This is a genomic window from Joostella sp. (genome assembly GCF_048266025.1).
In the GTDB taxonomy this organism is placed as follows: Bacteria; Bacteroidota; Bacteroidia; order Flavobacteriales; family Flavobacteriaceae; genus Galbibacter; species Galbibacter atrarenae.
The window spans coordinates 760118-781357 of sequence record NZ_JBLXAF010000001.1 but is presented as its reverse complement, the minus strand read 5'-3'; the positions used below and the strand labels follow the sequence as shown (position 1 = coordinate 781357).

The window sequence follows — 21240 nt, the reverse complement described above, 5'->3', positions numbered from 1 at the left end:
GTTTTTATGAAACATTATACCACTACTAAAACAGCTTTTTTATTATTACTTTCTTCTACATTCTTATTTTTATCATGTAAAGAAGACAAAAAAAAAGCAACTGAAACCGTAACTAAAGAGAAGAATCCACCAAACGTAGTTCTTGTTATTACAGACGATCAAGGTTATGAAGACCTTGCTTGCTTTGGTTCCCCAGACATTAAAACACCTTATTTAGATCAAATGGCAAAAGAGGGAGTCCGACTAACAGACTTTTCTGCCACACAGCCAATCTGTTCTGCTTCAAGAGCGAGTTACCTTACGGGTTGTTATCCTAACCGTGTAGGAATCCACAATGCACTTATGCCAGATGCAGACATCGGATTAAATCCTGAGGAAACTACATTGGCAGAAATGCTAAAAGAACAAGGTTACAACACTGCTATATATGGAAAATGGCATTTGGGAGATGCTCCTGAGTTTATGCCTACCAATCAAGGTTTCGATGAGTATTTCGGAATCCCATATTCTAATGATATGTGGCCTAATCATCCGCAACAAGGCCCTGTTTTTAACTTTAAACCTCTTGCCTTGTATGAAAATGATAAGGTTATAGATACGCTAAACGATCAATCACAATTAACAACACAGATTACAGAGCATGCGGTATCTTTTATTGAAAAAAATAAAGAGAATCCTTTCTTTTTATATGTTGCACATCCGCAACCTCATGTTCCACTTTTTGTGTCAGATAAATTCAAAGGGAAATCAGAAAGAGGTCTCTATGGAGATGTTATTATGGAAATCGATTGGAGTGTTGGTCAGATTCTAAAAACACTTAAAGAACAAGGAATAGACGATAATACGCTTGTAATTTTTACTTCAGACAACGGTCCGTGGTTAGCCTACGGAAACCATGCAGGTTCGGCTTTACCATTCCGTGAAGGAAAAGGAACTTCTTGGGAAGGTGGTCAGCGTGTTCCTTTTATAGCACGTTTTCCAGGGGAATTGCCAGCAAACAAAACAATAAGTACACCTGTAATGGCTATCGATATTTTACCGACTATAGCTAAAGTAACGAATAGTAATCTTCCGAAGAAAAAAATTGACGGGATGAATGTATGGGATGTATTTAAAGGAGAAGAAACAGAATCTCCACACGATGCATTTTACTACTACTACCGTGTAAACGAATTGCATGCTGTGCGTTATAAAGACTGGAAGCTCTATTTCCCACACAATTATAGAACTATGGATGGGCAACCACAAGGAAAAGATGGTCTGCCGGGGTCTTATAAGTTTATAGACATGGAGAAAATGGAACTTTATGATCTAGCAACAGATTCTTCTGAAACTGTAAATGTAATAGACAAACACCCTGATATTGTTAAACAGATAACAAAGCTTGCCGATGCAAAACGAGCGGAGTTAGGAGATGCTTTAACAAATACCGAAGGAAGCGAAAATAGGGAGCCAGGTAGAATTAAAAAGTAAAACTATTAAACGCAAGGATTTCGATTCTTGCGTTTTTTAATTAGATCAAGAAACAAAAGCATCTAGCGGAAATGGACTACAATACACTTTAGTTTGTATCTTTGCACGCATAAAACAATACGATAGTGGGAATTATAAAAGTTACCAATATACAAGTCTACGCCTACCACGGATGCTTGGTAGAAGAAGGTAAAATAGGAAGCGATTACCGTGTAGATGTAGCTGTAAAAGCTAATTTACAGCCTTCGGCAGCCTCAGACAATCTTAAAGACACCGTAGATTACGTACAGATAAATAGGATTGTAAAAGAAGAAATGGCTATCCGTTCCAAACTATTAGAACATGTAGGGAAACGTATTTTAGATAGAATTCTTGATGAGATAAATATTGCTGAAGAAGCTACTGTAGAAGTTTCTAAAATCAATCCTCCAATTGGCGGCAATGTAGAACAAGTTACCATACAGATGACAATTACGAGGTAACTCTCTATTGATTATTAATCTTACAAAACAAGCGTAACTCACTTATATAAAAAGTATTAGACTTAATATTTCAATAATAAAAAAGGTAGAATCGAGAAGCAATTCTCAATTTTAAAAATACTTTTGGATAAAGAGCAATATTTTTATTACATTTGCGCACTGTAAAAAGGCATCGTGGCCGAGCGGCTAGGCAGAGGTCTGCAAAACCTTGTACAGCGGTTCGAATCCGCTCGATGCCTCAAAAAAAAATCCATCTTTTCAGATGGATTTTTTCATTTTATATAGTTTCTATAAGAACTTCTTAATCAATTGTAAGCACAGCTCCTAGCGTTAAAGTCATCCCACGCCCCTTCTGGTAATATGGTCCAGTTCCTCGTACTTCAGAATTAACTGGGAAATAATCAGCATTAAACAAATTATTAATACCCATCGTGAATTTCACTTTATCCATAGTATATCCAGTATATAAATCTAATAACGTATATCCTGTAATTGGATTTTTACCATATTGACCTAATTCATCATCAGAAAAAACATCTCTACTACCTATATGAAGGGCTTGAAGTAACACACTCCAATTATCTAAAATCATATAATTCACAGAACCTGTTAATTTCAATGGCGGAACAATGGCATTATACAACTCAGATTCATAACTAGAATCGTTATCGCTATCTTCTTTCCCATCTACATATCCAACAGATGTAGATAATGTAAGCTTATCTCCAATTGGTGCAGATACAATAGCCTCAATTCCATATATTTTTTGTGGCTGTATACTAGTTTCATAAGTACCTGGTGAAACTTCTATAAAACGAACCCCTTTTTCTGACGTGCTATAATAACCAGCCACTTGATAATTAAAAATCCCTAAATCTCCATCAAATCCGATTTCATAATTATTTGTAATCCCCGGATCCACTTTAAAATCATTTACAGATAATCCATTTCTAAGCGCCAAACCAATATCTCCAATGGTATATCCTTGAGAAAAACTAACAAACGGCTTAAGCGGTTTCCATTTATTGTATTTTAAACCAGCGTTAAATACAAGAGCATGGTCATTAAAAGATTTTCCATCTAAAAGTTCTCCTTCAAAAGGGTACTCCCCGATATTAACATTTAAATCCTCATATCTAATCCCTCCTTTCACAACAAAACCTGAGCTAAACACTAATTTAGCTTGCGCATAAGGAGCTACACTTTCTAAATCTATTTCTGGTGTAACCAAACTCTCATCCAGTCCTTTTTGCACAGTAAAATCGTCTAATAAATCCAATCCATAGGTAAGAGATAAATTAGCGTTTTGACTAACGCTAACATTAGTATTAAAGTTGAAGCGCAATCCTTGGTTTGTAGCTAATATTTTATTGTAACCTTCAAAAACATTATCAGAATCATTATAATAAGCTGTAGCATTAAGATCGGTATTCCAAAAAATATCTTCCCCTAAGTATTTAAAATATAGGTTTATATTTTTTGGTGTTCCTCCTTTTATATCCGAATCTCCAATAACTCCAATTGCTGGCTCACCGCCATAAGTTCCTCCTTGAGTAATATACTTACTATCCTGCTCGCTATGGTATGTATTTGCCATAAACTCCAAACGATGCTTATCGGCAACTTGATACCCTAACTTACCGAAGAAATTAATAGATGTTGTCTCTCCTAATCCATAAAGTGGCCCTATTACTTCTCCGTCTGCAGATCGCTGTACGCCTGTTTCTCCATATTCTCCAGATAAAACCATATCAAAATCATTCGTTTTAACAAAAAGCGATGGATTAACAGAAAACCCTAAGGTTTCATCAACATTAACAAGGTTAAAAGAACCTTTAGTATTAAGCATAAACTTTGTACCATCTTCCATTAAAGGCTTCTTTGTTATATAGTTTATAACTCCACCTGTAGCACCATTTCCATAAGTTGCACTGGCACCATTTATAACCTCAACCCTTTCTAATACTTGAGAAGATATTGTACGTAAATCTCTAGACCCATCTCTCAATGGAGACGTCTGAGGAATCCCATCTATCAACACCAAAGGATCTCTCCCTCTTAGTTTTGTAGATATTGCATTCTGACTTTCTTCGCTTGGCGATAATCCTGGTACTTTATATGCCAATATATTCGGGAGGTTATCATCAATAACAGATTGCTCAAAAATATCTTCACTACTAATAACATTTACAGTACTTGGTACTTCAGAAAGACTTTCTGGCACTCTACTTTCTGTAACAATAACTACCTCATCAAGGCTATAGTTATCTTCTTTTAAAACAATATTAATGGTTTTAGATTGCGTTTCAGTAAAACTAACTTCTCTCTTTATAGCTTGATAACCCATATGAGAAAATACTATTTGATAAGTTCCCTCCGCTTCAAATGCTAAGGTAAAATGCCCTTCAGAATCTGTAGTTGTTCCTATATGGCTGTTTAAAACTGAAACATTTACTCCTGATAATGGAGTACTCGACTCCCCTGTTACAACACCCTCAATAATATAATCTTGTGAAAATACAGAAAGCGATGTTAGGAGAAATAAACATAGAAGATATTTCATCTTATTTAGACTAATTAAAATTAGCTGCAATAATACCGCTTTTTCAAGAAAATGGAAAGGCAGATTTAACAAATTTGAAAGGTTTTACCACATATTAAGGAGGGTTTTACTCCTTCAACACTTCATAACAAAGAAACTTCTTAACTATATAGTTTTCAATTCCGCAAAAATTAAAAGGCTTTCTTACATTTATACAACTTTATAATTATATTTACTGCTGATTTTATATCAATCTACATAAAAATCTACCTAAACTGAAATGAATGAACAGACGTAATGCAATTAAAAGCTTAGGACTACTAACCGGAGGTATGATGCTTATGCCTTCTTGTAGTTTTTTAGACAAAAGGACTCCTATTGTTCTTAATAAGCTAAAGATAACAGAAGACGAAGAAATATTATTCGAGGAAATTGTTGATACCATGCTCCCAGAAACCGATACTCCGGGTGGCGTTTCCCTAAAAATTCAGAATTTTGTTTGGGTAATGCTAGACGATTGTGCGGATAAAGAGAAACAAGACACTTTCTTAAGAGGCTTAAGACTATTTAACCCTACTGTGAAAGAAAAATATGGAGATGAGTTTTCAGATTTCAATGCTGAAGAAAAACTTACCACCCTACAACAACTATTTAAAGATGAAAGCCTAAACGAAGACCTCGTTGCCTTCTTACATACCACCAAACAAACTGCTGTTTGGGGTTATAAAAACAGTGAGTATTATATGACGAACTTAATGCCATATAAACTTGTTCCTGGCTCTTTTTCTTATAAAACTAAAACGATTAACGCTTCCGATAAAATAAACATAAATGCCTAACTTCAATATAGACAGCAAAGAGAAAAATACATTTGACGCGATTGTTATCGGTTCAGGAATGAGTGGCGGTTGGGCCGCAAAAGAGTTTGCCGAAAAAGGATTAAAAACATTGGTTTTAGAGCGCGGAAGAGATGTAACTCATATAAAAGACTATCCAACCACCAACATGCAGCCTTGGGAAATGAAGCATGCCAATCAAACTACGTTCGATACGCAAAAGGAGAACCCAATAGCAGCTAGATGTTACAATTTTAAAGAAGACTCACAGCACTTTTTTACAAAAGATAAGGAGCAACCTTATATTCAAGAGAAGCCTTTCGATTGGATTCGAGGGTATCAAACGGGAGGTAAATCGCTTCTTTGGGCTAGACAAACACAGCGTTTAAGCGACTTTGACTTTGAAGGTCCTGCGCGAGATGATTTCGCTGTAGACTGGCCAATCCGCTATAAAGACCTTGCGCCGTGGTATAGCTATGTGGAGAAATTCGTTGGGATTTCTGGGGAATATGATAATATAGATGTGCTTCCAGATGGGGAGTTCTTAAAATCGATGGGGTTAAATCCTACGGAAGAATATTTTAAAAAGGTTATTGCTGAAAAGTATAATAACGAGCGTCATGTAATCTATGGGCGTTGCGCACATATTACCGAGAACAAAGACATCTTCATGAAACAAGGAAGAGCCATGTGTCAAACACGAGATTTATGTCGTCGTGGCTGTCCGTTTGGAGGTTACTTTAGTAGTAACTCTAGTACCCTTCCTTGGGCGCAAAAAACTGGTAACCTTACCATGCAACACGATGCCGTTGTACATTCTATTGTTTATGATGATAAGAAAGAAAAGGCTACGGGAGTGTTAGTAATAGATGCTAATACCAAAGAAACAACCGAATATTTTGCACCTATTATATTTGTAAATGCAAGTGCTTTTAATTCGAATATGATTCTCCTTAACTCTAAATCGAATCGCTTTCCGAACGGATTGGGGAACGACAACGGACTGCTAGGAAAATACATTGCTTTCCATAACTATAGAGTAAGCATGAGTGCCGAATACGATGGCAATTTAGATGTTACTACGGAAGGAAGAAGACCAACAAGCGGCTATGTACCAAGGTTTAGAAATGTACATAAGCAAGAAACCGACTTCCTAAGGGGGTATGCTGCTGGCTTTGGTGCTAACCGACAAATAATTCAGAATTCTGATGGTCTCGGCGAAGATTTAAAACAAAACTTGGTGAATCCAAAGTACGGAAACTGGCGTGTAGGATCGCATATGATGGGAGAAACCATTCCGAAAGAAGAAAGTACATTGAGTTTGGATACTGAAAAAACAGATCAATACGGAATCCCACAGTTACGCATCAATTTAGATTATGATGATAACGATGAAAAAATGATTGCCGATTATGTAGAGCAGTTTACAGAAATGTTTGAAGTAGCAGGATTTACCAATATTAAGGTTCATGATGTACCAGACAAAGCTCCAGGGCTTGATATCCACGAAATGGGAGGTGTCCGTATGGGGAACGACCCAAAAACGTCGCTTCTAAACAAATGGAACCAGCTACACGCCTGTAAAAATGTATATGTAACAGATGGCGCTTGTATGACCTCAACAGCCACACAAAATCCGTCGTTAACCTATATGGCGCTTACAGCAAGAGCTTGCGACCATGCTATTAAAGAATCCAAAAAAGGACTTTCATAAATTATAATTTTTAAAATCAAAAAGCCACTCCTTGCAGAGTGGCTTTTTGGTTGTAACATTAACGTTTTAAAGTGAAATGTCCTGTAAATATTCTTCCGTCTCCAAGATCTGTTTTAAACCAATAGTCAGAAGGTGGGAGTAATACATTATTATACAAACCATTCCAACCCATAGAATTAGCATCTAAATTTGCTAATAGCTTTCCATATCTATCAAAAATTGAAGTGCTTGATCTAGGGTATTTTTTAATTCCTTTAATATGCCAATAATCATTATATCCATCTAAATTAGGGGTAAAAAACTTCGGGTAATCTATTAAAGTTACTTCTTTAAAATCTTCCCCGCAACCTAAGATATCTCTAACATAAACAATATATTTTCCTCCAGAAATTCTTTCAAATAAATTACTTTTTTGATAGTGTATTCCATCGATAGAATACTCAAAATCTCCGTCTCCAGAAGCCAAAATCTCAATATAATTGTTACTAGATAATTCTTGATATTTTACATCATCAATCTTAGGAAGCACTGATCTTATTAACTCAAAATTATACTCACTCTCGCAGTAAACACCATTATTTAACTTCCCTACTTTTAAACTATAATCACCTGCCTTTATAAGTTCTGCATTACTTGTAGTAGCTATTACATCACCATTCTCATACTTCCATTCATAATTATCTAAATTAGAAGCTACAGACAACCGTAATGATGGTTCTAAATTACATAAATAGTATGTCTTTTCCATTTGAATCGATGGAAGCGCTTGAACGACAAGGTCAACTGTGGTTTCTGATACACATAAGTTACTAAATGAATTTTCCACTTTAACTGAAATGGTTTGATTCCAGGGTTCCGTATTTTTAAAAAGCATGGGTAATGGACTAGGTAATGCAACCCCTTTAGAATCATAATACGAGATTGTCAAACTTGTTTGGTTGCCAATAAGCTCATTTTCTAATGCAGAGGTATCAAACAGACCATACCCTTCTCCTTCATCGCAAGCATATAAGGAGTTTGGCTGAGTAACCTTTGGCTTTATAGATGTTTTTAATACTAATAAAGTTTCTGCAAAACATCCTGTAATAAGATTAGTCACTCTAACCGTTATATCCTCTTGATATGGTATCAAATTAGTATAAGGATTTGGTAAGGGATTTGGTAGCTGTTTTCCATTATAATCGTAATAGGATATTTCTACACCAGTTTGATTTCCAGAAACTAAAGTCGCTACATTAGAAGTATCGAAATACTCCGAAATTCCATCATTATCCTCATCACAACCTATAATTTCTGGAAGGGAGTTAGCTATAGGTAGTGTATTTACTTTTAGCTTAAAGTATTCTTCATTAAAACAATCTGTATCAGTATTAATAACTTTGACTTTTATCATTTCTTCATTTGCTATTTTATTATTAACAGCATTTAAAGACGTTAATATTTGTATTCCATCTTCATGATAAAACTCCACTTTTAAGTTAGCGTTAGCACCTATAATTAAGGTTTCCATTTGCTCTAAATTAAAGATTGAAAAACCATCGTTATCATCATCACAAACACTCAAATCTGAAACAGCTGTTAAATCAGGCAGTTTATTAATAATTAAATCAAAGGTAGTTTCAGAATAACAGCAGAGATTTTCTTTATGAGCAACTCTTACTGTTATTGTCTCTCTGTCTTTTATTGTATTAGTAAAAAGGTTAGGGATTGTTTTATACTCTTTACCTGTACCATCTATAAAAGTAACTACTTTATTAACTTGCCCTTTTAAAACTTGTTGTTTTACTTCTGAAAGATTAAAATAAGAAGAAATGCCCGAATTGAAATTATCTTCACAAGCGTAAACATCACTAATCCCATATGCATATGGTGGTTCTTTAACATAAATATCTTCTGTCAACCACTCTACGCTTCCATCTATCGCAGTTACCTTAGCAGTAATGGTATAATTACCATCTGCTGAAAAATCATGGAATGGTGATAAATCTGTAGAAGTATTATTTGCTCCAGACAATGGATCTCCAAAATCCCATGCTATAGATGCTATATTAGACTTATTCTCTACACTAAATTCCTTTAAAAACTCTGAACAAATATTTGAAATATTCATATCAAAATTATTGGTAACATGGTTTATTTTACCTGTAACATTAATGTAAAAATTTGCATCTGGGTATCCTAAATCCGCAGTAGAGAAATATCCCTTCGCCCCGCCTGGTACGCACCCTCTTTGCCATGATAAGTCATTATCTTGGGTGCTTCCTGCTATAAAAGCTAATCCATCACCATATACAATTCCCTTATATACCTCAACCAATATCTTTTCAACACCAGCTGGAATGACTACAGGAGTATCAAAATCCACCTGTATGATTCTAGATTTAGTACCTATAACATGCGGTAACTGCTGGTACTGACTACTCCCTATTAAGTCAGTTTCTGAAAAAGAAGCAGGAAAATTATCATCAATCTTATAAATATTAAAACTAATTTCAGGCAACCAACCTACTTTATTAATTCCAACTTGACCTGAATTAATTATAAATTCTTCATTGGTAGATATCCCAAAATCTTCCAAATCAAAAGTTCTGGCCCAATATATATAAGACGACTTACAAGAATAAATTCTTGTTTCTATTACATCATCACAAATGTTATGTGTTAAAGTAGCACTAGCCCCATAGTTAGATGTAGCCTTCGTCTCTCCAGTTACGTTAATATAAAAATTTGCATCTGGCACAGGAATATCAAGGTTAGCTGTAGAAGTATATGTATACAATTCTCTACATCCCTTAAACCAAGAAGTGTCATTATCCTGTTTTGTACCAGCTATAGATACTTTAGCATACTCTGAATTATAAGTATCACTATTTTGAGAAACTTCTACTAAAATTCCTACTACACCAGCAGGAACAACAATAGGCGTATCAAAGTCTATCTGAACTATTTCAGGAGTATCACCAATTAAAGGAGTAGTTACCACATTTCCATAACTTATTAATTTTGGTGTTGAGTAAGGAAAATTTGAATCTATACTATAGAAGTTAAACTGAAGTATGGCACCATTATAAGCATTACTAACAGCCACTTGAGAAGATCTGATAATAAATTGATCTGCCGAGGATATTCCAAAATCAGAAAGTTTAAATGTCCTTGCCCAATATTCCTCATATTCACAGGATGAAATATTAGTTTTTACAGGCTTGTTCCCAATGTTATGGGTCAATGTAATTTGAGCTTCAGCGTATCTAAAAAAAAGAAGAAGCAAGATTAGGGCGGTATTTTTAAGCATAAATATGGGGTATAAGTAGCTAATTTTATTTATGTTATAATTACCTATTAGCAAGTTATCAGTATAACATTACAGCAGAGGTAACTATATAGATTTATAATGGTTAAATTTTCTAGTAATTTACATTTTTTTAACAACTCATAATCCTTCAGAAGGAAAATATTATACAGATTATTAAAAACCCTAAAAACTGTAGTATACAAACCCACACCAACTAAAACCAAAATGGACTTTTATACTTTTCACACAAGTAAAAAAGTTTCCCCAGTAACTAATTGCCTATCATAACATCACCACAAACCTCCCCCACACCAAGTTTGTCTTTCCCCGCGGTGGGGAATGGTGTTCTACCCGTGGGGACGGCTTTACTATGCGTGGGGAAGCCTCTCATACGTGTGGGGAGCACTATTTTGGGTGTGGGGGAGCTTATCTACCCTGTGGGGAAACCCCTAAGTAGTGTAATGTATTGGTATTTTACATGAGATATTTACCCTTAAAGAGGGTTAAAAGATATTCTGATGCTTAAACAGCTACTATTCTTTGGTATGAAGTAAGCGTGTAAGTTTAATGGAAACGTCTGTGAGTATAATTTTAGAATTTCCGTTACGCTCAATATGGTAAATGGCGTCTTCAAGCTCTTCCGTGATTTCGAGAATGTTGTTTCCATGTACAAAAGGTGCAAATTTTTCTAGCTTAAATCCTTCCACAGAGAAATCCATAAAGGCGAGCTCTCCTGCTTGATAATTTACTAGCATTGCTTGCCTAAAAACATCAATACAGAACAGTAAAAACTTCTTTTGTGTTTCGCGCCCTGTTTTGGCAACCTCCTCACTCCACGAAAGTAAATCGTGAATAACGGCTTTATTTCCTCTCGCCTTAAATGCAGCACGTACCCAGCTTACAAACCATTTTTCGAATACCAAATCTTCAGAATCGCGGTTCACCAAATCTATCGCCTTATTATAATTTCCGTTGGCTTGGTGTGCTATTTTAAGCGCCGCATTGGCATCCAATCCTTTTGCTTGTAAGGCTTCCGTTATTACGTTTTCTGCTAATGGTGGGAAATGTAAAATCTGACAACGAGAGCGAATGGTTTGGATAATCTGCTCCTCATCTTCAGCAATAAGAATAAAAAAGGTTTTGCTAGGAGGCTCTTCAATAAGCTTTAGTAATTTATTGGCAGCAGCAGTATTCATTTTATCTGCCATCCAAATAATCATCACCTTATACCCTCCTTCATAGGCTTTTAGCGATAATGATTTTACAATATCTTGCGCCTCATCTACACCAATAAGTCCTTGTTTGTTTTCTATCTCTAGAATCTGATACCAATCGAAAAGATTACCATAAGGTTGCTCTTTTACAAAGGTTCTCCATTCGGTTAAAAAGTGATTACTAACGGGATTTTTCTTTACCTTATCTGTGGTAGCCACCGGAAAGGCAAAATGTAAATCTGGATGTGTAAGGTTATTAAATTTTAGGTTGCAAGAAGCATTTCCTGTAGTGTTCTCACTATCTGTATTGCCACATAAAACATATTGTGCGTATGCTATTGCCGCTGGTAACACTCCGCTACCCTCTGGCCCAACAAATAGTTGTGCGTGTGGTATCCTGCTATTATCGGCACTATACGTTAGATGTTTTTTTATATGAGCCTGCCCTAAAACTTCGCTGAAAAGCATATTTTCTTCTTTACGGTGTGAAAGTAACTTTTCTCTTTTGTTTCTACAAATGATATTTTGATTACTTGTACGTGCCTTACCTTAGCATTTTAATAACTCAGTTCGATTCCAATCCCTAAGCTCAATTCATTAAAGTCATTCACTTTATAATATTTTAGAAATCCATAAACTCCTTTATACTGCTTTTTAACCTCAACATGGTATTCATTCAAGTTTTTGTAAATCGTAGTTTTCGCAGATACGGACATTAAAAAAGGTTGTCCAATCCATGTTCCAACTCCTATTGTTGGGCCAATAGAATTTATATTTTCATTTGTTGATGTTTTATTAAAGTTAATAGTACTTACACCTACTATCGCACTAAAATTATTGAAGTTAAGGCTTGTTTCCACTGAATAAGCAGATAAATCAATATTATTATCATAGTCCAAGCTTCTATAGGAAGAATTAATATCAGCATTAAAATTACAGCTTACAAAAAGATGATGTAGGTTTAGGTAAGCATTAATAAACACATTTTCTTTAAGATTGGTTTGATAACTAATTCCTGTTTTAATATTTGGCCAATCATAATGTGGTTTAAAAGAAAAGTGGAACAGTCCTCCAACTGGATTATTAATAAGCCCACTATTTAAATAAAAACCTACATGATTAATGTCAAACCAATCAATATTACAATCATCCTTTAAAAGTATTTCGATATTCTTTTCATCATTGAGCTTGTAATCCAAAGTTATCATTCCAAGGAAAGAAAAACTTAATATCTCTAAAGAATCGGGAACTGATATTTTGAAGTTCCCATCAATATCTGTTTGAGTTCCAATTTTTGTCCCCTTTATAATAACATTGACTCCAGGAAGAGGGAGGTTTTCGCTTTTTGATTTTACAGTACCGGTATAATCTTTTGTTTGGCAAAATATGATTCCATTCGTTATTAATAATAAAAGAAATAATGCCTTTTTCAAAATTGATTGGTTTAATTTAAGCTCAATGTAGTTTATATTTTTATTATGAAAAAGTTACATTGAATCAAAATGTATTTCGAATTAACAAACGTGTCGTAAAATACATTTCAGTTGAAAATAATTCAGCAATAACCCTTTAAACTACCGTTGAAAATTAACATTGTAACGAATTTAATATCGATTTAACTTTATATAACTCTTTGTGTTTTCTTAGGTAACGATAAATAGTTAAATTTGCGCCTTAATTAACCCAAGAATAAGATGAAGACGATAGACGATTTTAATTTTGAAAATAAAAAAGCTTTAATCCGTGTAGATTTTAATGTGCCATTGGATGCTGAATTTAATATTACAGACACCAATCGTATAGAGGCTGCTAAACCAACTGTTATTAAGGTTCTTGAAGATGGTGGAAGCGCTGTTTTAATGAGTCATTTAGGGAGACCTAAAGGGGAAGTTAGAGACGATATGTCTTTAAAGCACCTTGCTAGTAAGGCTTCTGAAATCATTGGAGTTCAAGTTAAATTTATCGATAAATGTGTAGGTAGAGTTGCTGAAGAGGCTGTTGCTGCTTTACAACCAGGAGAGGTATTATTACTAGAGAATTTACGTTTCCATGAAGAGGAAGAAAAGGGAGAAGAAACTTTTGCTGAAGGACTTTCTAAACTAGGAGATATTTACGTAAATGATGCTTTTGGAACTGCTCACCGTGCGCATGCGTCTACAACTGTTGTAGCTAAGTTTTTTGGTGAAAACAAATGTTTTGGATACTTAATGGCGAAAGAAATTGAGTCGATCAGAAAAGTAATGGAAACTGGAGAAAAGCCAATTACTGCTATTCTTGGAGGATCTAAAGTATCGTCTAAAATTACAATCATCGAGAACATTTTGGATAAAGTAGATCACCTAATTATTGGTGGTGGAATGACATATACTTTTGTAAAAGCTCAAGGCGGAAAGATTGGAGATTCTATCTGTGAAGATGACAAACAAGAGTTGGCTCTTAGTATTTTAAAAGAAGCTAAAGAAAAAGGAGTTCAAGTACATTTACCTGTAGACGTAATTGCTGCGGATGATTTTAATAATGATGCTGAGACTCAAATTTCTCCTGTAAGTGAGATTCCAGACGGATGGCAAGGTTTAGATGCTGGTCCTAAAACATTAGAGAATTTTAAGCAAGTTATTTTAGATTCTAAAACTATTCTTTGGAATGGTCCTATTGGAGTTTTCGAAATGGAAACTTTCTCAAAAGGAACCATCGCAATTGGTAGTTTTATAGAAGAGGCTACTAAAAAAGGAGCGTTCTCTCTTGTTGGTGGTGGAGATTCTGTTGCCGCTGTTAAGCAATTCGGTTTTGAAGATAAAGTAAGTTATGTTTCTACCGGAGGTGGTGCAATGCTAGAGAGCTTAGAAGGGAAAACACTTCCTGGAATTGCTGCTATTCTAGACTAATACAAGCAAATAAATACATTAAATAAACAACTAAGGCTCGCCCAAAGATTGTTTATTTAAAATACAATTATAGAAACAGGTCTTCGGTCATCCGAAGGCCTGTTTTATTTTATACCTCTTACGCCAGAGCTATTTAATTCGCGTCTCATTGGCTGAATACCCTTACATAATCAATACTTTAACATAACTGATGCTGTTAAAAGTAAAATTCACCTTAATATTTTTATATATTTGGAATTCAATCAACCTAAAACTAAATATGAATAAAGTATTGAATGCATTTTGCCTGCTTTTAATAAGTATCTCCGCATTTGCCCAAGAAACCGAATATCCCGCAGAAGACTATGTAAAAATTACTGATGATGGCGCTTGGTGTTGGTTTTCTGATCCAAGAGTACTATACGCTAACGATATGTATTTTGGCGGGTATGTAAACAGTGAAGGAGATATAGAAAGCTTTTCTTATAACCCTAAAACGAATGAGACGAAGCATGTAACCCACATGGAAAAGTTAGATCAAGATGATCATGCAAATCCATCTATCACTACTTTAGAAGATGGCAGACTCATTACTTTCTTTACAGCACATGGCGACAAAAAGCCAATGTACTACCGTATCAGTAAAAATAAATATGACGTAACAGAATGGGAACCTGTTCAAGAAATAAGTAATTATGGTAATGGTTCTTTTGGAGCTACCTATTCCAATCCTGTAAGCTTATCCGAAGAATCCAATCGATTGTTTCTGTTCTTTAGAGGTACAGACTTCAAACCAAACTTTATGTATTCTGATGATTTAGAGAATTGGTCGGAAGCTAAAACATTAATAAAGAACGCAGAAGATTCTAGAGAGGGACCACGCGGAAGACCTTATTTAAAAGTGGCTAACAATGGTAAAGACCAAATTCATTTTGCATTTACAAACGGGCATCCAAGACAAAAATACCTAAACTCTATTTATTATATGAGTTATAAAGACGGTGCGCTGCGTAAAGCAAATGGTGATAAAATTGGTGCGCTAGAAGATGCTCCATATACTCATGAGCAAGCAGATTTGGTATACGATGCAGGAAAGTCTAAGCACAGAGCATGGGTTTGGGATGTAGCTTATGATGCAAACGACTACCCAGTGATTGCCTATGTGCAGTTTGTAAGCGAATTAAAGCACCAATATTGGTATGCGCGTTGGGATGGTGAGAAATGGCAGAATCATAAAATAACAGATGCTGGGAGATGGTTTCAGAGAAACTACGACCCGAAGGAAAATGAAGAGGATGAGCCTCACTATTCTGGTGGTTTATACTTAGATCATAACAACCCCGATGTTGTTTACTTATCAAAACCTGTTAACGATGTTTTTGAGATTCAGAAATGGACCACCAAGGACTATGGTAATAAGTGGGAAATAGATAGTATTACGCAAAACTCTTCTAAAGACAATGTGCGCCCTTATGTAGCCTTAAACGATCCAAATTCGAAAGTATTTTGGATGTATAATCACGATTACGCAGGGTTTACAAATTACCATTCAACAATAAGAGTAAACGATGTTTCTAAAGGATTTAGCGCTTCCTTTAAAAAAGAAGACGTTAAGCATGTTATGAAAGAAGTTGCAGATTGGCAGATTGAAAATTTTCCTGAGGCTACAAAAGGGAATGTTAGTATGTATTGGGTAAATGCAACACTTTTCTACGGAATGTCTCAATGGGCAAAGATGGCAGATAGCGAGTCTTATTACGATTGGTTGCATACCATCGGAAAGAAAAATTATTGGCAAGTGGGAGAACGTATGTATCATGCCGACGATATCTGTATTGGGCAAACATACCTTGAACTTTATAAAAAATATAAGAAAGATGATATTCTGATCCCAACAATAGCACGTACAGAATGGGTAATAGAAAACACCCCGAAATGGGATAAGAATAATACCGAAGATAATTTTAGAAGAAACCATAAAAGGTGGTCTTGGTGTGATGCGCTATTTATGGGACCTCCTGTTTATGCTGGATTATATGAGGCTACGGGAGATAAGAAGTATTTGAAATATATGGATGATGGGTTTAAAATAACCTATGATTTTCTTTATGACGAAGACGAATCGCTTTTCTACAGAGATCTTAGATTTCCATCTATGAAAGAAGCAAATGGAGAGAAAGTATTTTGGGGTCGCGGTAACGGATGGGTTATTGGTGGTTTAGTAAACATTTTAAAAGCCGTACCAAAAGGAAATAAATACCGCCCTTATTATGAAAACCTCTATAAAGATATGTGTAAAAGAGTAGTTGGTTTGCAAGATGAAGAAGGATTCTGGCATGCCAGCTTATTGGATCCAGAATCGTATCCTGTGCCAGAAACGAGCGCTACAGGCTTTATGGTATATGGTATTGCATATGGTATAAACAACGGTTTATTAGAAGGACAAGAATATAAAGAAGCCGCAGAAAAAGGATGGAGCGCATTGGTATCTGCTGTAAACACAGAAGGTAAATTAGGATGGGTACAGCCTGTGGGAGCTTCACCAAAATCTGTAACTAAAAACATGACGCAGAAGTATGGAGTCGGTGCATTTTTAATGGCCGGTTCTGAGGTTTATTTAATGAGTACTCCTGAGGATATGTTATCACGATAATCATTAACCAATTTGATTTTAGCCAAGCCCTTCCTAATTAAAAAAAGGAGGGGCTAATTTTTTTAACAAATTTGATATGTTTTTATTTCAAAAAAACACGATTTTTACAAATTGTTCGTTCTAATGAAAATTTATATTGATTCATGAAGCAAGTTTTTACTGCACTGTTGGTCAGTGCTTTTGGCTCCCTCACCTATGCCCAGCAACAAAAACCAAATACTAAAATAGATACAATACCGTTAGAAATTTCTAGCGATACCTTAGATATTGTAGCCACAGAAGCTCTAAAAGAGTCGGATTCTCTCATTATAGATGGGGAACGCTTTGTTATTGCTGAAGAAAAAGAATTTACATACGGATATGCAGATCACCCAGAGGCTCAGAAGATAGATAGCATCTGGATGAACGAATTTCTAAACGCTGGTTTATATGATACTATCTATACTGATATTACCAATTTAACCTTTGAAAGAGTAGATTATGTAGACCTCCCTACCGATACTTTAAAGGTTAGATTAGCTAAGCTGAATCAGAAAACCCCTTTTAATGTTGAATACAACCCTTCTTTAGAAAGTGTTATTAAAATGTTTTTAAAGAATAAACGCGGTTTCTTATCTCGCGTAATGGCACGTAGTAGATTCTATTTTCCTTTATTCGAACAGCAATTAGATAATTATGATATTCCGTTGGAGATGAAATACCTAGCGGTTATAGAATCTGCATTAAATCCAAAGGCAAAATCGAGAGTTGGAGCAACGGGAATTTGGCAATTTATGTACCCAACAGGGAAAGCATACGGACTGGATGTAAGTAGTTATGTAGACGAGCGTAGCGATCCGATGCGTTCTACGGAAGCTGCTTGTAAATATTTAGGTAAATTATATGAGATGTTTGGTGATTGGGATCTTGCTTTAGCAGCCTATAACTCTGGACCTGGAAATGTAAATAAAGCCATCCGTAGAAGCGGAGGTTCAAGCAATTATTGGAACTTACGTACCTATTTACCACGAGAAACAGCAGGTTATGTACCAGCTTTCTTAGCAACCATGTATATTATGGAATATGCTAAAGAACATGGTTTTGAAGATTATGGTGCGCAGGCTGCTTACTTTGAAACAGATACGGTAAGAATTAAAAAATTAATCTCTTTTGATCAGATTTCAGAGTATTTAGAAATCGATCGTGAAGAAGTACAGCTCTTTAATCCTTCTTATAAGTTGGATATCATTCCTTTTATAGATGATAAAAACTATACCTTACGATTACCAAGAGAAGCTATTGGAAGGTTTGTTGCCAATGAAGACTCTATATATGCACGTGTTGAAAAAGAGCTTCTACTAAGAGAAAAACCACTTCCTGAGCTTGTAGAAACGAGCTCTCAGATTCGTTATCGAGTAAAAAGTGGTGATGTGTTAGGAAAAATTGCTGAGAAGTACGGTGTTCGTGTTAGCGAATTAAAACGTTGGAATGGATTAAGAAACAATAATATTCGTATCGGACAACGATTAATTATCTATCCTAAAAAGCCTGTTGCTTCGAGTAGCTCAAAGTCTACAACCAGCAGTAAAACTAGCGCCTCCAAGGAATATATTGTAAGAAGTGGTGACTCACTTTGGAGCATCGCAAATAAATTTCCTGGAATTTCTGTTAAAAATATTCAAGATTGGAACGATATTAGAGGGAGTAAGTTAAAACCTGGTATTAAATTGGTTCTTTGTAATTGCTAACCTTCCTAACAAGGGTTTGTTTTACAAATGTACCGACACCAAATTAACTTATTTTTAATTCTCGCGCTATGGTGTGGGAGTTTTATCAAAAAACCTAAAACGATGAAAAAAATTTTAATGGGAATAATGGTCTTCTTATTAGTGCTTTCCTGTAAAGAAAGTAAAAAAGAGGAGAAATTTCTTCCAAATTCTGTAGGTGCCATTAACACCTTGTCTATTGTAATCGATAACGATATGTGGAATGGGCGTGTTGGAGATTCTATCCGAAAATACTATGCAGATGAGGTCTTAGGACTTCCAATGATAGAGCCACTATTTACCATTCATCAGATTCCTTTTGAGGTTTTTACTGGAGCCACTAGAAATAGTCGTAATGTATTGGTTATAAAGAAAGATACTGCAGAAGTATCGGGATTAAGAACCGATTTATATGCCAAGCCACAAAAAGTTGGGATCATTAAAGCACCTACCGAAGATAAAATAATTGAGAAACTAGCAGAAGCTGCTCCGCAAATAATAGAAGCTTTTAAGAAAAACGATATTAAAGAAAGTCAGGAGCGTTTTACACGTTCTCTAAACAGAGAGACAGCACTTTCCGAAGAATTAGGTATTTCTTTAACGATGCCTTCTATTTATAAAATTGCGAAACAAGAAGGGAATTTCTTCTGGATAGAGCGCCAAATCCGTAAAGGAACTATGAATATCTTGGTATATGAAATGCCTTTAAACAGTATTCCAAACGATTCTTCTCGTGTAGATGCTATCATAAAAATGCGTGATTCTATTGGAGAAAAGTATGTACCAGGAAGAAAAGAAGGAATGTATATGATTACTGAAGAAGCATATGCTCCTTATGTGTTTGATGCTGAAGTGGCTGGAAGAAAGGCTATTGAAACTAAAGGTATGTGGGAAATTAAGAACTTCTTTATGGCTGGACCTTTTATAAACTATATTGTAGAAGACAAACCTAATAACCGACTATTGGTAGTTGAAGGATTTACTTTTGCACCGTCTACAAACAAAAGAGATTATATGTTTGAGTTGGAAGCTATCTTAAAAACATTGAAGTTTACAGATCAGAACAAAGACATTGCTAAAGCAGAATAAGCTTACAATTAAGCAAACAAAAATGCCGAACTATAACTAAATATAGTTCGGCATTTTTATTTTATTTTAGGAATAAACTAATATAAATTAGTTGTTCTCTTTTTTCTGATCAACTGTAGGTTCATCTTCTTCTTTAGAGGCATCTTTAAATTCCTTGATACCGCTTCCTAGTCCGCGCATTAATTCTGGTATTTTCTTACCTCCAAACAATAATAGTACTAAAATAACTACTATCGCGATTTGCCATGGACCAATCATTCCTAGAAAAATGTTTAATGATATCATTTTAATATAATTTTAGATAACAAAGGTAATAAGAAATGAATACAAAAAATCATCTTTTTTCTTAAAATCATCACTTTATGTAGGAATAATATAAAAATTAACGTTTTGATGCGTTAAAAAAAAACAAATTTCCTTTAACAGAAAGCTATGTAACATCCTAATAATTATATTTGCTTGTGATGGCCAAGAAAAAAAAGAAAAGAAAGCAGATTAAAAAGAAGCTGCTCCATAAATACAGACTTGTTATTTTAAATGAAGATACTTTTGAAGAGAAGTTATCATTTAAATTAAACAGGCTGAATGTTTTTGTATTAGGAACTCTTTTCTCGGTATTTATCATTGCTTTTACAACTGTATTAATAGCCTTTACTCCGCTTCGTGAGTATATTCCTGGCTATTCTTCTACAACACTTAAAAGAAGAGCCATCGATCTTACTTATAAAGCAGATTCGTTAACTGCAAAACTTCGAGCTAATGAATTGTATTATGATAAGATTCAGAAGGTATTAAAAGGAGAGATAAACACGCAAGAAATAGATAAAGATTCTCTTTTCAATGAATTTAGAAAAGATACCATCGCTGTAAATCTAAATCCGAGTAAGCAAGATTCGCTATTGAGAGAACGGGTAGCAATGGAAGATAAATACAATTTATTTGAATCTGCTTCTACACGATCAGATTTTGTTTTATTTCCTCCCGTAAACGGAACAATATCTCAGTCATATAATGCAAAAGAAAAGCATTATGCAATAGATATTCTAGCACCAAAAGACACTCCAATAAAATCTGCAGCAGATGGAATGGTTATTTTTGCTGAATGGACATCAGAAACTGGTTATGTTTGTATTATAGAACACGGTTCTGGACTCACTTCTGCGTATAAACATAATTCTTCATTGAGTGTTAAACAAGGGGATTTAGTAAAAGCAGGAGAAGTAATAGCTATTATCGGAAATACCGGAGAGCTAACAACTGGACCACACTTACATTTTGAATTATGGAGTGAAGGGTATCCAGTAGATCCAAAAGATTATATTGATTTTCAATAAAA

At 34.9% G+C, this 21240-nt stretch carries 14 protein-coding genes and 1 tRNA gene; 10 read left to right on the top strand and 5 right to left on the bottom strand.

Annotated elements, in window-relative coordinates:
- Positions 1-6: 6 nt before the first annotated feature.
- The 3 genes from ACN0TY_RS03290 (at position 7) to ACN0TY_RS03280 (ending at position 2194) form a co-directional block, all read left to right on the top strand.
- Positions 7-1473, top strand: coding sequence for a sulfatase (locus tag ACN0TY_RS03290; protein ID WP_417443349.1), 1467 nt, complete (start codon positions 7-9; stop codon positions 1471-1473).
- Positions 1474-1598: 125 nt separating this feature from the next.
- A complete protein-coding gene (gene folB, locus ACN0TY_RS03285; protein ID WP_236957615.1) occupies positions 1599-1955 on the top strand; it encodes a dihydroneopterin aldolase in 357 nt (118 codons plus the stop codon).
- A gap of 168 nt (positions 1956-2123) precedes the next feature.
- Positions 2124-2194, top strand: a tRNA-Cys gene (locus tag ACN0TY_RS03280).
- 62 nt (positions 2195-2256) lie between these two features.
- On the opposite strand, the gene ACN0TY_RS03275 is transcribed toward ACN0TY_RS03280, so the two are convergent.
- Positions 2257-4518 carry a TonB-dependent receptor gene (locus ACN0TY_RS03275; protein WP_417443348.1) on the bottom strand — a complete coding sequence of 754 codons (2262 nt, stop codon included), beginning with the start codon at positions 4516-4518 and terminating at the stop codon, positions 2257-2259.
- A 263-nt stretch (positions 4519-4781) separates the two neighbouring features.
- Here ACN0TY_RS03275 and ACN0TY_RS03270 point away from each other — a divergent pair, with 263 nt between their 5' ends.
- Both ACN0TY_RS03270 and ACN0TY_RS03265 read left to right on the top strand, forming a co-directional pair.
- Positions 4782-5336, top strand: coding sequence for a gluconate 2-dehydrogenase subunit 3 family protein (locus ACN0TY_RS03270; RefSeq protein ID WP_236957614.1), 555 nt, complete (start codon positions 4782-4784; stop codon positions 5334-5336).
- On the top strand, positions 5329-7047 hold the full coding sequence (locus ACN0TY_RS03265) for a GMC oxidoreductase (protein WP_417443347.1): 1719 nt from the start codon (positions 5329-5331) through the stop codon (positions 7045-7047). The genes ACN0TY_RS03270 and ACN0TY_RS03265 overlap by 8 nt, the downstream gene beginning before the upstream one ends.
- Before the next feature lie 58 nt (positions 7048-7105).
- Here ACN0TY_RS03265 and ACN0TY_RS03260 read toward each other — a convergent pair whose 3' ends face one another.
- The 3 genes from ACN0TY_RS03260 to ACN0TY_RS03250 all read right to left on the bottom strand — a co-directional run bounded on the left by ACN0TY_RS03260 (position 7106) and on the right by ACN0TY_RS03250 (position 12986).
- Complete coding sequence (locus ACN0TY_RS03260) at positions 7106-10339, bottom strand: T9SS type B sorting domain-containing protein (RefSeq protein WP_417443346.1); 3234 nt, start codon at positions 10337-10339, stop codon at positions 7106-7108.
- 533 nt (positions 10340-10872) lie between these two features.
- Positions 10873-12021 (bottom strand): ATP-binding protein, encoded by a 1149-nt coding sequence (locus ACN0TY_RS03255; RefSeq protein WP_417443345.1) that lies wholly within the window; start codon positions 12019-12021, stop codon positions 10873-10875.
- A gap of 89 nt (positions 12022-12110) precedes the next feature.
- Positions 12111-12986, bottom strand: coding sequence for a carboxypeptidase-like regulatory domain-containing protein (locus ACN0TY_RS03250; protein WP_417443344.1), 876 nt, complete (start codon positions 12984-12986; stop codon positions 12111-12113).
- Positions 12987-13247: 261 nt separating this feature from the next.
- On the opposite strand from ACN0TY_RS03250, the gene ACN0TY_RS03245 reads away from it, so the two are divergent.
- The 4 genes from ACN0TY_RS03245 to ACN0TY_RS03230 all read left to right on the top strand — a co-directional run bounded on the left by ACN0TY_RS03245 (position 13248) and on the right by ACN0TY_RS03230 (position 19904).
- Positions 13248-14438 (top strand): phosphoglycerate kinase, encoded by a 1191-nt coding sequence (locus ACN0TY_RS03245; RefSeq protein WP_417443343.1) that lies wholly within the window; start codon positions 13248-13250, stop codon positions 14436-14438.
- A gap of 259 nt (positions 14439-14697) precedes the next feature.
- A complete protein-coding gene (locus ACN0TY_RS03240; protein WP_417443342.1) occupies positions 14698-17070 on the top strand; it encodes a glycoside hydrolase family 88 protein in 2373 nt (790 codons plus the stop codon).
- A 143-nt stretch (positions 17071-17213) separates the two neighbouring features.
- Positions 17214-18797 (top strand): lytic transglycosylase domain-containing protein, encoded by a 1584-nt coding sequence (locus ACN0TY_RS03235; protein ID WP_236957608.1) that lies wholly within the window; start codon positions 17214-17216, stop codon positions 18795-18797.
- Positions 18798-18899: 102 nt separating this feature from the next.
- Complete coding sequence (locus ACN0TY_RS03230) at positions 18900-19904, top strand: DUF4837 family protein (RefSeq protein ID WP_236957607.1); 1005 nt, start codon at positions 18900-18902, stop codon at positions 19902-19904.
- Positions 19905-19991: 87 nt separating this feature from the next.
- Here the strand turns inward: ACN0TY_RS03230 and ACN0TY_RS03225 are convergent, their stop codons facing one another.
- Positions 19992-20189, bottom strand: coding sequence for a Sec-independent protein translocase subunit TatA/TatB (locus tag ACN0TY_RS03225; protein ID WP_178950225.1), 198 nt, complete (start codon positions 20187-20189; stop codon positions 19992-19994).
- Positions 20190-20368: 179 nt separating this feature from the next.
- On the opposite strand from ACN0TY_RS03225, the gene ACN0TY_RS03220 reads away from it, so the two are divergent.
- Positions 20369-21238 (top strand): M23 family metallopeptidase, encoded by an 870-nt coding sequence (locus tag ACN0TY_RS03220; protein ID WP_236957606.1) that lies wholly within the window; start codon positions 20369-20371, stop codon positions 21236-21238.
- The last annotated feature ends 2 nt before the right edge of the window (positions 21239-21240 follow it).